We start from the raw sequence: 12,415 nt of genomic DNA, 5'->3' as shown, positions 1-12,415 counted from the left end.
TCCGCTTCGGCGCCGACCGCCACAAGGGCGTCGTCCGCGACCACACCACCGGCGACCTCAAAGTCGTCACCGTGACCGAGGAGAACGCGGCGGACGTCCTGGTCCACGACGCCCACGCCACCTCCCCCACCACCGCCTTCGCCCTCTCCCGCCTCGCCGACCCCGACACCCTCCACCACACCCCCATCGGCGTCCTCCGCGACACCGACCGCCCCGTCTACGACACCCAGATGGCCGACCAGCTCGACACCGCCATCGAACACAACGGCAAGGGCGACCTCGCCACCCTGCTGACCGGCACCGACACCTGGACCGTGGAGAGCTCCCATGACGTACGTCATCGCTCAGCCCTGCGTTGATCTCAAGGACAAGGCGTGTGTCGACGAGTGCCCCGTCGACTGCATCTACGAGGGCCCCCGGAAGATGTACATCAACCCCGACGAATGCGTGGACTGCGGAGCCTGCGAGCCCGTGTGCCCGGTCGAGGCCATCTTCTTCGAGGACGACACCCCCGAGGAGTGGGCCGATTTCCGCACCGCGGACACCGAGTTCTTCGCCGAGCTGGGTTCGCCGGGCGGGGCCTCGGGGGCCGGTCCGGCCGAGCGGGACCACCCCGTGGTGGCCGCGCTGCCGGTGCCGGCACCGTCCTGACGTCGGACAGAGTTCAAGCCGCGGCCACCCGCGCCTCATTGACGGCCGTCCGTCGTCTCCTTAGCGTCGTCCCGCACCTGGCACCACGTCAGCCACCGTGTCAGGCGCTTCTTCAGTCACCGCGTGAGGGAGGACCGGGCGTGCGTCGATGTCTCCGGGGAGCGTTCACGGTACTGCTCGTGCTCCTGGCCGGTACGCCCGCGGCCCACGCCGCGAGCGGCACCGCCGCCTCGCGTCCGTCCGGGCCGCTGCCCCTGGAGCGGCTCTTCGACAACACGGCGGTCAGTGACGACCAGCGGCCCGGCGAGGCGGATTTCGACGGCTCCGGCGGCTCCCTGTCGGCGCAGGACCTCACGGCCGCGGGCTGGACACCGGGCCGGACGCTCACCGTGCAGGGCGCGCGGCTGACCTGGCCGCGCCGGAACTCGGGCGAGCCCGACAACGTACGCGCCGACGGGCAGTCCGTGCGGGTGCGCGGGCGCGGGGACGCGCTCGCCCTCCTCGTCGCGGGCACGGGCGGCGCCGGCCTCGACGGCACGGGCACGGTGCGGTACGCGGACGGCGGCGGCTCCGCGTACCGGCTGACCGCCCCTGACTGGCGCACCGGGCCGCTCGCCACCAAGGCCGTGGCGCTGCCGCACCTCAACACCCCCGCCGGACAGCTCGCCGGGAAGACCCGGCTCTACGTGGTGACGGTGCCGCTCGCGCGGGGCCGCGAGGTGTCCTCCGTACGCCTGCCCCGCAACCGTGACCTGCACGTCTTCGCCGTCTCCGTACGCGCCTCCACGCGTGGCTGGACCGGGAGCTGGGCGGCCGCCACCTCCGGGTACACCGCCGTCGGGCCCTGGACGGACCGGACGCTGCGGCTCGTGGTGCACACCTCGCAGGGCGGCCCGCGGGTGCGGATCCGGCTCGACAACACCTTCGCGTCCGCTCCGGTGCGGATCGGTTCCGCGACCGTGGCGGTGCAGGCGGCGGGCGCGCTACCGGCCGGTGAGCCGGTGGCGCTGTCGTTCGGGGGCGCGGCCGGGACCGAGATCCCGGCGGGCGCGCAGGCGGTCAGCGATCCGGCGGGCTTCGACGTGCCGGCGGACGCGAACCTGCTGGTCAGTTTCCATCTGCCGGGGACGGTGACGGCGGCCCCCGTGCACCGGCTGGCCGTGCAGCGCTCGTACGTCAGCGAGCCCGGCGACCACGCGGGCGACGGCGGCGCCGGCGCGTACACCTCGACGCTCACCAGCTGGCCGCTGCTGACCGGGGTGGACGTGGGCGGCGGTCCCGGTTCCGTGGTGGTGCTCGGCGACTCCATCACGGACGGCGAGAAGTCGACGCAGGACGCCAACCACCGCTGGCCCGACGTGCTCGCCGACCGGGTGCGGACCTCGGCGGAGATCCCGCACTACGGCGTCCTCAACCAGGGCATCTCGGCCAACCGCGTGGTGAGCGACCGCTATCCCGGCGACGGGGTCTCCACCGACACCGGCGGGGTGAGCGCGCTGCACCGCCTCGACCGTGACGTGCTCGCGCAGACGTCGGCCCGTACGGCGGTCGTCTTCCAGGGCGTGAACGATGTGCGCTGGGGCGCGACGGCGGACCAGGTGATCGCCGGGCTGCGGGAGATCACGGCCCGCGCGCACGCCCGCGGGATCCGGGTCGTCGCCGCGACGATCGCGCCGTGCGAGGGCGAGTCGTTGTGCACCGCGGCGGCCGACGCGCAGCGCACCGCGGTGAACGCGTGGATCCGCGAGGCGGCGACGGCTCAGGGCCTGGACGGGGTCCTCGACTTCGACGCCGTACTGCGGGATCCGGAGCGTCCGGCGCGGCTGCTGCCCGCGTACGACAGCGGGGACCATCTGCACCCGGCGGACGCGGGCCTGGCCGCGCTGGCCGGCTCCGTGGACCTGCGGCTGCTCGCGCCGTGATGACGTCGCGTTCTAGACGTCCAGGTCGACGACGACCGGTGCGTGGTCCGAGGCGCCCTTGCCCTTGCGCTCCTCACGGTCCACGTAGGCGTCGGTGACGGACTTCGAGAAGGCCTCGTTGCCGTAGACCAGGTCGATGCGCATGCCGCGGTTCTTGGGGAAGCAGAGCTGGCGGTAGTCCCAGTACGTGTACGGGTGGTCGTACTTCAGGGGGCGCGGGACCACGTCCGACAGGCCGGACTCGCGCAGCGACGCCAGGGCGGCGCGCTCGGCCGGGGTGATGTGGGTGGCACCCTCGAAGGCGGCCAGGTCGTAGACGTCTTCGTCCGTCGGCGCCACGTTGTAGTCGCCGAGGACGGCGAAGGGCCGGGCGCCCGCCGCGTCGCCCGCGACCGCCGCCTTCAGGGCCTCGAACCACTGGAGCTTGTAGGCGTAGTGCGGGTGGTCCACCTCGCGGCCGTTCGGCACGTAGACCGACCAGACGCGGACCGGGCCGCAGGTGGCGGAGACGGCGCGGGGCTCCTGCACCCCGTCGTAGCCGGGGTCGCCGGGCAGGCCCCTGACGACGTCCTCGAGTCCTACGCGGGAGAGCACCGCCACCCCGTTCCACCTGCCGGTGGCGTGCACCGCTGACTCGTAGCCCAGCTCGCGCAGCTGCTCCGCCGGGAAGCCCTCGGCGGTGGTCTTGGCCTCCTGGAGGCAGAGCACGTCGGTGCCGCTGCTCTCCAGCCAGGCCAGCAGCCTCGGGAGACGGGCGGTGATCGAGTTCACGTTCCAGGTGGCGATGCGCATGTCCCACAACCTACCCGGCGGGTACGACAACGGGTCCGCGCGCACCCTCGGGGCACCGGCTTTTCGACAGGCGGACTTGCGACAGTTTCCGATCGACAGTTAGCCTGTCGAAATATGGAGTCGCCGGAGGAACGCGCGCCGCTCGGCCGCGAAGAGCTGGGGCAGGCCGCCCAGGAGCTGAGCACCACCCTGGGCCGGCTGCTGCGCAAGGTCCGCGCGGACGCCGCCGACCACGGTCTGACGCTGTCGCAGGCCTCGCTGCTGAAACGCCTCGACCGGGAGGGCCCGGAGACCCCCGCCGCGCTCGCCCGCGCGGAACTGGTCCGCCCGCAGTCGGTGCTCGCCACGGTGAACGCCCTCCAGGCCGACGGTCTGGTCGAACGGCGGCCGCACCCCACGGACGGCCGCCAGGTGCTGATCGTGCTCACCGCCCGGGGCCGCGAGCGGCTGCGCCGGCGCACCGAGCTGCGCCAGGACGCGATGGCCCGGATGCTGGCCGACCGGCTCACCCCGGAGGAACAGCACGCGCTCCGCGACTCGATCGACCTCCTCAGGCGGCTGTCCGAGGACTGAGCCCGCACGGCGAACACGAAGAACACGAAGAACACAAAGAACGCGAAGAACGCGAAGAACGCGAAGAACGCGAGATCCAGGGAGCAGCACACCATGCCCGCCACCATCCTCGACGAGCGCACGGCCCTCGTCCTCATCGACCTCCAGAAGGGCATCCTCGGCCTGCCGACGGTGCACCCGTCCGACGAGGTGCTGAAGAACTCGGCACGGCTGGCCGAGGCGTTCCGGGCGCGGCGGCTGCCGGTCGTCCGCGTCCGCGTCACCTGGTCCCCCGACGGCGGCGACCTGCCGGTGAGCCGGGAGGCCACGCGCGGCCCGGCGAGCGTGCCGCCCGCGGAGTTCGCCGAGTTCCCCGCCGAACTCGGCCCGCTGGGCGACGACATCGTGATCACCAAGCGGCACTGGGGCGCCTTCACCGGTACGGAGCTGGACCTCCAGCTCCGCCGCCGGGGCGTCACCCAGATCGTGCTCGGCGGGATCTCGACCTCCATCGGCGTGGAGTCCACGGCCCGCTCGGCCTTCGAGCACAGCTACCACCTGACAGTGGTGACGGACGCCACCACCGACACGGACGCCGACGCGCACGCGCACAGCTTCGGCAAGATCTTCCCGCGGATCGCCGAGCTCGGCACGGTGGACGAGGTGCTCGGCCTGCTGGCCGCCCGCCCCGCCGCCTGACGTGCCGGACCCCGGCCGGGCCGGGGTCCGGACGCCCGCGGGCGCTCAGACCTCGGCCGACGTGCCCGGCGTGAGGCGCAGGTGCTCGGTACCGCCCAGGGCGCCGATCTGCCGGTCGTAGATCGGCCGCGCGAGGTCCGTCAGCAGGGCGTCGTGGACGTCGTACGCGCGCTGGGGCTTCACCTCGCGCACGTAGTCGATGACCTCGGAGATCTTGTTCCACGGGGCCATCACCGGGAGCATCAGCGTCTCGACGGACTGCCCCGGCACGGTCAGCGCGTCGCCGGGGTGGAAGATCCGGCCGCCGTCGACGAGATAGCCGACGTTGGTGATGCGCGGGATGTCCGGGTGGATCACGGCGTGCAGTTCGCCGTGCACCTGGACGTCGAAGCCCGCGGCGGTGAAGGTGTCGCCGTGCCCGACCGTGTGCACCCGGCCCGGGAAGGCGGCCGACACCTGCTCCGCGACGGACCTCAGGGTCCAGCACTCGGCCTCCGGGTTCGCCTCCAGACCGGCCCGCAGCCGGCCCTCGTCGAAGTGGTCCGGATGCTCGTGGGTGACCAGGATCGCCTCGGCGCCGACCGCGGCGTCCTCCTCGCTGTACCCGCCGGGGTCGATGACGAGCGTGCGCCCGTCCTTCTCGAGGCGGACACAGGCGTGCGACTTCTTCGTGAACCTCATGGCACCCATCCTGCCCCGTTCCGCCCGCCGGGGCGCCGCCGGAGGGCGGTGATCCGCCGGTCCGCCTCCCGGCCGTCACTCCTGCGGTGTGGTCTCCTCCCGGATGACCGCCTGCGCGACCTTGAAGGCGCTGTTGGCGGCCGGTACGCCGCAGTAGACGGCCGCCTGGAGCAGTACTTCCTTGATCTCGACCGGCGTCAGGCCGTTGCGCAGCGCCGCCCGCGTGTGGAAGGCGAGTTCGTCCAGGTGGCCGCCCGCGACCAGCGCCGTCAGCGTGACGCAGCTCCGCGAGCGCCGGTCGAGGCCGGGCCGGTTCCAGACCTCCCCCCACGCGTACCGCGTGATGAACTCCTGGAAGTCCCCGGAGAACGCGTCCGCCGACTCCAGCGCCCGGTCCACGTGCGCGTCCCCCAGCACCTCGCGGCGGACCTTGAGCCCGGCGTCGTACGGGTCGGGGCGGCCCAGCGCCTCGGGCTGCACCGCGGCGGGCCCGATCTCGGCGACCGGCGACACCGGCGGGGGCGGGTTCAGGACCGGCTTCACCGGCGGCGCCGGGAGCACCGTCTGGCCCGTCGCCCCTTCGGGATAGAGGGGCTGCCAGGCGGTGGAGAAGTGACGCACCAGCAGGTCCGTGACCGCGGCGGGCTGCTCCACCGGGACCAGGTGCGAGGCCCCGGGTACGACGGCGAGCCGGGCGTCCGGTATCCCGGCGACCAGCGTGCGCGCCTCGGCAGGCCCGGTGACCTGGTCGTCGGAGCCGACGAGGACGAGGGTCGGGGCACCGATCCGGCCGAGTTCGGCGCGTACGTCGAAGGCGGCGAGCGCCTCGCAGGCCGCGATGTAGCAGCCGGGGTCGGTGGTGCGCACCATCTGCACCGCCCACTCGGTGATGGCGGGCTGGGCCGCCGCGAACCCGCCCGTGAACCACCGCTCCGGCGCGGAACGCGCGATCGGCTCCAGCCCGTTCGACCGTACGACCACACCGCGCTGGCGGAACTCGTCGGCCGTGCCGAAGCGGGGCGAGGCGGCGATCAGGGCGAGCGAGGCGAGCCGTTCGGGATGGCGCAGCGCCAGCTCGGCGCCGACCGCGCCGCCGAACGCGCACCCGGCGTACCCGAACCGCTGCACCCCCAGCTCGTCGAGCGTGGCGAGCAGCCGGCCGGCCAGTTCGGCGACGGAACCGGCCGGGTACGCCGGTGCGCCGCCGTGGCCCGGCAGGTCGTACCGGAAGACCCGCCACGTCCGGGTCAGCTCCGGGATCTGCCGGTCCCACATGTGCCACGTCGTCCCGAGGGACGGGCCGAGGATGAGCACCGGGGCGTCGTCCGGGCCGTCGAAGCGGTACTGGAGGCCGGGGGTCTTCGTCTCACTCACCGCTCCACGCTAACCGCCGGAGCTGAGAGTGCGGCCCCGGGGCCCCCGCACTCCGCACCGGCCTCCCGCACTTCACCGACGGACCCTCACACCGTCTTCACCGGGCGACCGTCGCGGCCTTCACCGGGAGTCCGTCGAGGCGTCGCGGCGTCAGGAAGTCAGAAGTCCTCGCCGGACGTGCCGAGGCCGGTCAGGGCGCCGACCGGGTCGAGGTCGGGGGTGCCGCGCGGCCACCAGTCCTCCCGGTCCGGCTCGGACTCGTACGCGTACCACAGGCCGTCCCGGCCGAGGCGGAGCTGCACATGGCCGCGCGGGTGGGTGAGGTGGTTGCGCCAGGGGCGGAAGGCGGGCAGGTCGGCCGCGAGGAGGAGCGGGCGGGCGCGGTCGAACCGGCCCGCCGGCGGGTCCCACGCCTCTTCGAGCACGCTCAGCCCGTCGAGGCCGCCCTGCCGCCAGGCCGCCACGGCACGCGCGAGGTCGGCCGGGGTGCGGCCGGTGGCGGTGGCCAGCGCGGAGTACAGGGCGCGAGTCCCGGCGGTGAGCCCGGAACCGGGGCGCGCGGCGGCGATCCGTACCGCGTCCTGCCACAGGGTCAGCCCCGCGACCGGGTCCCGTCCGACCGTGAGCAGCGCGTGCGCGCGGCCGGCCGCGTCCGTGGCCAACTGGTCGAGCGCGAACGGGTCGGGGCCGCCCGGTGCGCCCGGATAGGCCGGAGGCTGCTCGGGGTGCGGCGGCGCGGGCAGCGGCGGCGGCAGGGGCGGGAGCGCGCGCGGCGCCAGGGCGTCCTTGGCGCGGACACCCGGCAGCGGTGCCGGGTCCTGTCCCTGGGCGGCGCGGGCCGCACGGGTGGCGTTGCGCCGGGACAGCGCGTCGAGCAACTCGCGTTCGCCCCGGCCGCGCAGCAGGAGCAGGACGAAGGGGTCCTCGTCCAGCAGCCGTGCCGTCTGGTAGCAGAGCGCGGCGGCGTGCTTGCAGGGGTGCCCGGAGTCGGGGCAGGTGCAGTGCGGGCGGAGGTCGCCTGGCACCGGCAGCAGCGGAACTCCGGAGTCGGCGAGGGAGCGGGGCAACTCCTTGTCGAGCAGGGCGGCGATGTGCCCGGGCCGCTCGGCGGCGGCGTCCAGGAAACGGTCCCAGTCGGTGTCGTCCAGCGTCCGCAGCCGCACCTGTACGCGGTACGGGCGCGGGCGGCTGCCGTGCACGTAGCCGAGGACGAGCCCGGGTGTCACGGTGATCGCGTCCACGTGGCCCTGCCCCGCGTACCGCCGTCCCCGTGCGAGCCGCGCCGGGTCGAGCGCGCCCCGCTCCAGCGCGGACACCCAGGCGTTGCCCCACCAGGACTCCGCGAACGCGTCCGCGTCCGGCGCCGGACGCGGCGGAAACGCCGGGAAGGTCCGCCGCAGCTCGCCGTCCCGGCGGGGGGATGCCATGGAACGCCCGCGCCCGGGGAGTACGGGCGGCTCGGACAGCTCAGCCAGTTCGGACGCCTCGGGCAACTCGGGTGGTTCGGGCTCTGGAGGTGTCGTGCGCTCCGAGGGATCGCCGGTGCCCTCCCGGCCGCCACCGGGAGCCGCTTCCGACGGCACTTCCACAGGCGGCTCGAGGGCACCGGCCGTGTCGGCGAGCAGTCTCCGGAGGTCTCGTACCCGGCGACCCGTGTCCTGACCGGAAGACTGGGACAGGGAGGGGCGGGGGCTGCCGCCGGTCCCGGAGCGGGACGGACGCGGGCCGTCGTCGGTTTCGGAGTGAGCCGGGTTACGGTCGCTACCGATCCCGGAGCGGAACGGACGCGGGTCGCCGTCAGTCGCGGAGCGGGACGCGCGAGAGTCACCGTCGGCCCCGGAGCCGGACGCACCACGGCCACTGCCGGCCCCCGAGCAGGACGCGCGAAAGCCACCGTCAACCCCGGAACCGGACGCACCACAGTCGCCACCAGCCCCCGAACAGGACGCGCGAAAGCCACCATCAGACCCGCAGCCAGCCGCACCACAGTCGCCACCAGCCCCCGAACAGGACGCGCGAAAGCCACCATCAACCCCGGAGCCAGCCGCACCACGGCCACTGCCGGCCCCCGAGTCGGTGGACGTCCCGGAAGTCGTAGCGCCACCCTCCTCGGCTCCGCCAACTCCCCCTCCGCCAACTCCCCCTCCGCCAAAGCCCCTTCGCTCCCGTCGCTGCTGCTGCTTCCGCTCCCGCTCCTGCTCCTGCTGCCGCCGCTGCGACGCCCGCGCGGCGCGCAGCGCGTCGCGCGCCACGTCACCGGGTCGCGCCGCACCCGCGGGCGAAGCCGCGCCCGCAGACGATGCCGCATCCGTGACCGGCACGTCCGTGACCCGCACGTCCGTGACCCGCACGTCCGTGACCGGCGCATCGGCGGCCGGCTCATTCCTGACCGGCGTTTCCGGGGCCGGCGTATCCGCCACCGCCGCCTTCGCGGCAGCAGCCCCCGTCCCGGCGGCGCGGCGCAGCGCCTCGCGGGCCGCGTCGCCCGGGCGCGGTCCGGTGACGGGGCGCGGGGCGGCGACAGGGCCCGGGGCGGCGTCGGTGGCCGAGGGCGCCGGACGCTCCCGCGCGGCCCGCAGCGCCCGCCGCGCCTCGTCGGCGGGACGCGCCCCGTCCGCGGGGCGCGGCTCACCAGCCGGACGCGCCCCACTCACAGGACCCGCCCCGTCCGCCGGACACGGCCCCTCCGCAGGACCCGCCCCGTCCGCGGGACGCGGCTCGTCCGGGTTCGCGTTCACGTGTCTCTCCGTAGTGACACCAGGTCGGACAGTTCGCGGTCGGTGAGTTCCGTCAGGGCCGCCTCGCCGCTTCCGAGGATCGCGTCGGCCAGTGCGCGCTTGGCCGCCAGCATGTCCGCGATGCGGTCCTCGACCGTGCCCTCGGTGATCAGGCGGTGGACCTGGACGGGCTGGGTCTGGCCGATGCGGTAGGCGCGGTCGGTGGCCTGTTCCTCCACCGCCGGGTTCCACCAGCGGTCGAAGTGGACGACGTGGCCCGCGCGGGTCAGATTCAGGCCCGTGCCCGCGGCCTTGAGGGAGAGGACGAGGACGGGGGTGGCGCCGCTCTGGAAGCGGTCGACCATGTTCTCGCGGTCAGCGACGGGGGTGCCGCCGTGCAGCAGCTCGGCGGGGACCGCGCGGGAGGCCAGGTGGGCGGCGATGAGGCGGGCCATGCCCACGTACTGCGTGAAGACGAGCGCGGAGCCGTCCTCGGCGAGCACCGTGTCCAGCAGCTCGTCCAGCAGGGCGAGTTTGCCGGAGCGGGTGGCCAGGGCGTGCGGTGCCGTCGCCGCGTCCTCCTTCAGGTACAGGCCGGGGTGGTCGCAGATCTGCTTGAGGGACGTGAGCAGCTTGAGGACCAGGCCGCGGCGGGCGATGCCGCCGGTGGTCTCGATGGTGAGCATCGACTCCCGCACCACCGCCTCGTACAGCGACGCCTGTTCGCGGGTGAGGGGGACCGGGCGGTCCGTCTCCGTCTTGGGCGGCAGCTCGGGGACGATGCCCGGGTCGGACTTCCTGCGGCGCAGCAGGAAGGGGCGGACCAGGCGGGCGAGCCGCTCGGCGGCCTCTCCCCGCTCCTCGTGCTCCCCGTTCTCCACCGCCCGGGCGTGCCGGGCGCGGAAGGACTTGAGGGGGCCGAGGAGTCCGGGGGTGGTCCAGTCGAGCAGGGCCCACAGCTCGGAGAGGTTGTTCTCCACGGGGGTGCCGGTGACGGCCACGCGCGCGGGGGACGGAATGGTGCGCAGGGCCTTCGCGGTCGCCGAGTACGGGTTCTTGACGTGCTGGGCCTCGTCGGCGACGACCATGCCCCACCGCTGTCCGGCCAGTTGTGCCGCGGCCGTGCGCATCGTCCCGTACGTCGTCAGGACGAAGCCGCCGTCGAGGCCGTCGAGGGTGCGCTCGGGGCCGTGGAAGCGGCGGACGGGGACGCCGGGGGCGAAGCGGGTGATCTCCCGCTGCCAGTTGCCCAGCAGGGAGGCGGGGCAGACGACGAGGGTCGGTGCGCTGTGGGCGCGGCGCAGGTGCAGGGCGATCACGGTGACCGTCTTGCCGAGTCCCATGTCGTCGGCGAGGCAGCCGCCGAGTCCGAGGGAGGTCATGAGGTCGAGCCAGGCCAGGCCGCGCAGTTGGTAGTCCCGGAGGGTGGCGGCGAGGCCGGGCGGCGGCTCGGCGGGGGTCACGCCCGCGGTGAGCCGGTCGCGGAGCGTGGCGAGCGCGCCCACGGGCACCGCTTCGACGGTCTCGCCGTCGACCTCCGCGGTGCCGGTGAGGGCCGCGGAGAGCGCGTCGACGGGGTCGAGCAGGCCCAGTTCGCGTTTGCGGGCCTTGCGGACCAGGGCCGGGTCGACGAGCACCCATTGGTCCCGCAGCCGGACGACCGGGCGGTGCGCCTCGGCCAGGCCGTCCATCTCGGCCTCGGTGAGCGGCTCGCCGCCGAGCGCGAGCTGCCAGCGGAACTGGAGCAGTTCCTCGCTGTCGAAGAAGCCGGTGCCGTCGGTGGCGGAGCCGGGCGCGGGGCGGACCACGGCCGCCGCGGTCAGGTCCTGGGCGAGGTCGCGGGGCCAGTGCACGGCGACGCCGGCCGCGCCGAGCCGGGTGGCCGCCCGCCCGAGGAGGTCGGTGAGCTCCTGTTCGGACAGGGCCAGGACGTCGGGCACGTCCTGTTCCCAGAGGCGGTCCAGGGGCGGCCAGACGCGGGCGGCGCGGCGGACGGCGAGGGCGGCGTCCACGCGCGCGCGGGGCCCGAACGCGGCGTCGGCCTCGCCCGCCCAGAGCGCGGCGGCGTCCACGACGAGGGTCGGGTCGGCGAGGCTGTGCACCTGGACGACGGCGGCGCCCGCGCGGTGGGTGTCCTCACCGTCGTCGAAGAGCTGGTAGGCGGACAGGTCGAGGCGGAGCGAGACGCGCACGCCCGCGTCCATGCCCGCGGCGACCTCCGCCGCCCAGTCCCGGGCGGCGGGCAGGCGCTGCGGGCCGCGTGCCGCGAAGGGCAGGCCCGAGCTGTACGGGGCGGCCGGGGTGCGGGGCAGGGTGTCGGCGACGGCGTCGAGGAAGGCGCGCAGCAGCGGTTCCGGCTCGGGCAGGCGCAGCGGGCCGCGGCCCTCCAGCGGCACGGCGTGCCCCTCGTACGGGAGGGCGGCGGCCACGGCCCTGAGGTGGGCGATGTCGTCCGGGTCCAGGGGGCCCGCCCGCCAGGCGTCGTGGCCGTCGGCCGTGAGCCCCGGCAGCAGCCGGCCGCGCGCGACGAGCCGCAGGGCGTGCAGCGCCGCCGCGCCCCAGCAGGCGGTAGCCGGATGCGCGCCGGGCCCGCGCCGCGCGTCGGCCAGCAGGGGCAGCGCCTCGGCGATCCCCAGCGTGTACGCGGGCACGGCGCCCCGCCGGACCGCACCCCCGTGCCGCCGCACGACGGTCAGCTCGGTCCTCACCGGCTCGCCCGGCTCGACCCGCCCGGCCGGCTCACCCTCTCCGGACGGGCCGCCCCGTCCGGCACCGCCCCCGCCACCCCCCGCGGGCAGCGGATCGCCCTCCGGGTCCCAGAAGGCGATCCGGCCGGCGCGCGGCAGCGGGGCGGGCAGGAAGACCGCGGCGAGCCGTCCGGGCAGGGCCGCCCGGGCCGCCGTGTCCCCCGCTGTCCGCAGCGTGCCGCTCATCCGTCCGGTCACCTCCCGCCCCTGGTCGTGTCGGTCCCGCCAGTCGTCTCCGACTCTACGGGCGGGGTCTGACAATCGGCCCCGGCGGCGGCCG

The 12,415-nt window shown here is 75.0% G+C and carries 9 protein-coding genes and 1 pseudogene; 5 read left to right on the top strand and 5 right to left on the bottom strand.

Features of this window, described 5'->3' with window-relative positions:
• The 3 genes and pseudogenes from ACFV6E_RS17305 to ACFV6E_RS17295 all read left to right on the top strand — a co-directional run.
• Nucleotides 1-359, top strand: a pseudogene (locus tag ACFV6E_RS17305) (2-oxoacid:ferredoxin oxidoreductase subunit beta); the annotation flags it as partial.
• The gene (fdxA, locus tag ACFV6E_RS17300) at nt 328-651 is read left to right on the top strand and encodes a ferredoxin (RefSeq protein WP_385177178.1); all 324 of its coding nucleotides are present in this window, start codon (nt 328-330) and stop codon (nt 649-651) included. The pseudogene ACFV6E_RS17305 and the gene fdxA, both read left to right, overlap by 32 nt.
• A 140-nt stretch (nt 652-791) precedes the next feature.
• A complete protein-coding gene (locus tag ACFV6E_RS17295) occupies nt 792-2,573 on the top strand; it encodes an SGNH/GDSL hydrolase family protein (RefSeq protein ID WP_385462450.1) in 1,782 nt (593 codons plus the stop codon).
• A gap of 12 nt (nt 2,574-2,585) precedes the next feature.
• Here the strand turns inward: ACFV6E_RS17295 and ACFV6E_RS17290 are convergent, their stop codons facing one another.
• Complete coding sequence (locus ACFV6E_RS17290) at nt 2,586-3,365, bottom strand: exodeoxyribonuclease III (RefSeq protein WP_385177174.1); 780 nt, start codon at nt 3,363-3,365, stop codon at nt 2,586-2,588.
• A gap of 114 nt (nt 3,366-3,479) precedes the next feature.
• Between ACFV6E_RS17290 and ACFV6E_RS17285 the strand changes: the two genes are divergently transcribed.
• Nucleotides 3,480-3,938, top strand: a complete 459-nt coding sequence (locus ACFV6E_RS17285) for a MarR family winged helix-turn-helix transcriptional regulator (protein WP_385177172.1) — start codon at nt 3,480-3,482, stop codon at nt 3,936-3,938.
• Nucleotides 3,939-4,031: 93 nt separating this feature from the next.
• Nucleotides 4,032-4,616, top strand: coding sequence for an isochorismatase family protein (locus ACFV6E_RS17280; protein WP_385177170.1), 585 nt, complete (start codon nt 4,032-4,034; stop codon nt 4,614-4,616).
• 45 nt (nt 4,617-4,661) lie between these two features.
• On the opposite strand, the gene ACFV6E_RS17275 is transcribed toward ACFV6E_RS17280, so the two are convergent.
• The 4 genes from ACFV6E_RS17275 to ACFV6E_RS17260 all read right to left on the bottom strand — a co-directional run bounded on the left by ACFV6E_RS17275 (nt 4,662) and on the right by ACFV6E_RS17260 (nt 12,321).
• Nucleotides 4,662-5,297 (bottom strand): MBL fold metallo-hydrolase, encoded by a 636-nt coding sequence (locus ACFV6E_RS17275; protein WP_385177168.1) that lies wholly within the window; start codon nt 5,295-5,297, stop codon nt 4,662-4,664.
• Between the two features lie 75 nt (nt 5,298-5,372).
• Complete coding sequence (pcaC, locus tag ACFV6E_RS17270) at nt 5,373-6,671, bottom strand: 4-carboxymuconolactone decarboxylase (protein WP_385462447.1); 1,299 nt, start codon at nt 6,669-6,671, stop codon at nt 5,373-5,375.
• A gap of 158 nt (nt 6,672-6,829) precedes the next feature.
• A complete protein-coding gene (locus ACFV6E_RS17265) occupies nt 6,830-8,350 on the bottom strand; it encodes an SWIM zinc finger family protein (protein WP_385177180.1) in 1,521 nt (506 codons plus the stop codon).
• A gap of 1,055 nt (nt 8,351-9,405) precedes the next feature.
• A complete protein-coding gene (locus ACFV6E_RS17260) occupies nt 9,406-12,321 on the bottom strand; it encodes a DEAD/DEAH box helicase (RefSeq protein WP_385462443.1) in 2,916 nt (971 codons plus the stop codon).
• Nucleotides 12,322-12,415 lie beyond the last annotated feature (94 nt).

This window comes from Streptomyces sp. NPDC059785 (genome assembly GCF_042732375.1).
In the GTDB taxonomy this organism is placed as follows: domain Bacteria; phylum Actinomycetota; class Actinomycetes; order Streptomycetales; family Streptomycetaceae; genus Streptomyces.
This window is presented reverse-complemented; position numbering and strand designations above follow the sequence as displayed.

What these genes read in the sequence shown, in the direction of transcription:
- ACFV6E_RS17290 (WP_385177174.1), bottom strand. Translation starts at nt 3,365, where the DNA reads ATGCGCATCGCCACCTGGAACGTGAACTCGATCACCGCCCGTCTCCCG.
- ACFV6E_RS17285 (WP_385177172.1), top strand. Translation starts at nt 3,480, where the DNA reads ATGGAGTCGCCGGAGGAACGCGCGCCGCTCGGCCGCGAAGAGCTGGGG.
- ACFV6E_RS17260 (WP_385462443.1), bottom strand. Translation starts at nt 12,321, where the DNA reads ATGAGCGGCACGCTGCGGACAGCGGGGGACACGGCGGCCCGGGCGGCC.
- ACFV6E_RS17280 (WP_385177170.1), top strand. Translation starts at nt 4,032, where the DNA reads ATGCCCGCCACCATCCTCGACGAGCGCACGGCCCTCGTCCTCATCGAC.
- ACFV6E_RS17275 (WP_385177168.1), bottom strand. Translation starts at nt 5,297, where the DNA reads ATGAGGTTCACGAAGAAGTCGCACGCCTGTGTCCGCCTCGAGAAGGAC.
- fdxA (WP_385177178.1), top strand. Translation starts at nt 328, where the DNA reads ATGACGTACGTCATCGCTCAGCCCTGCGTTGATCTCAAGGACAAGGCG.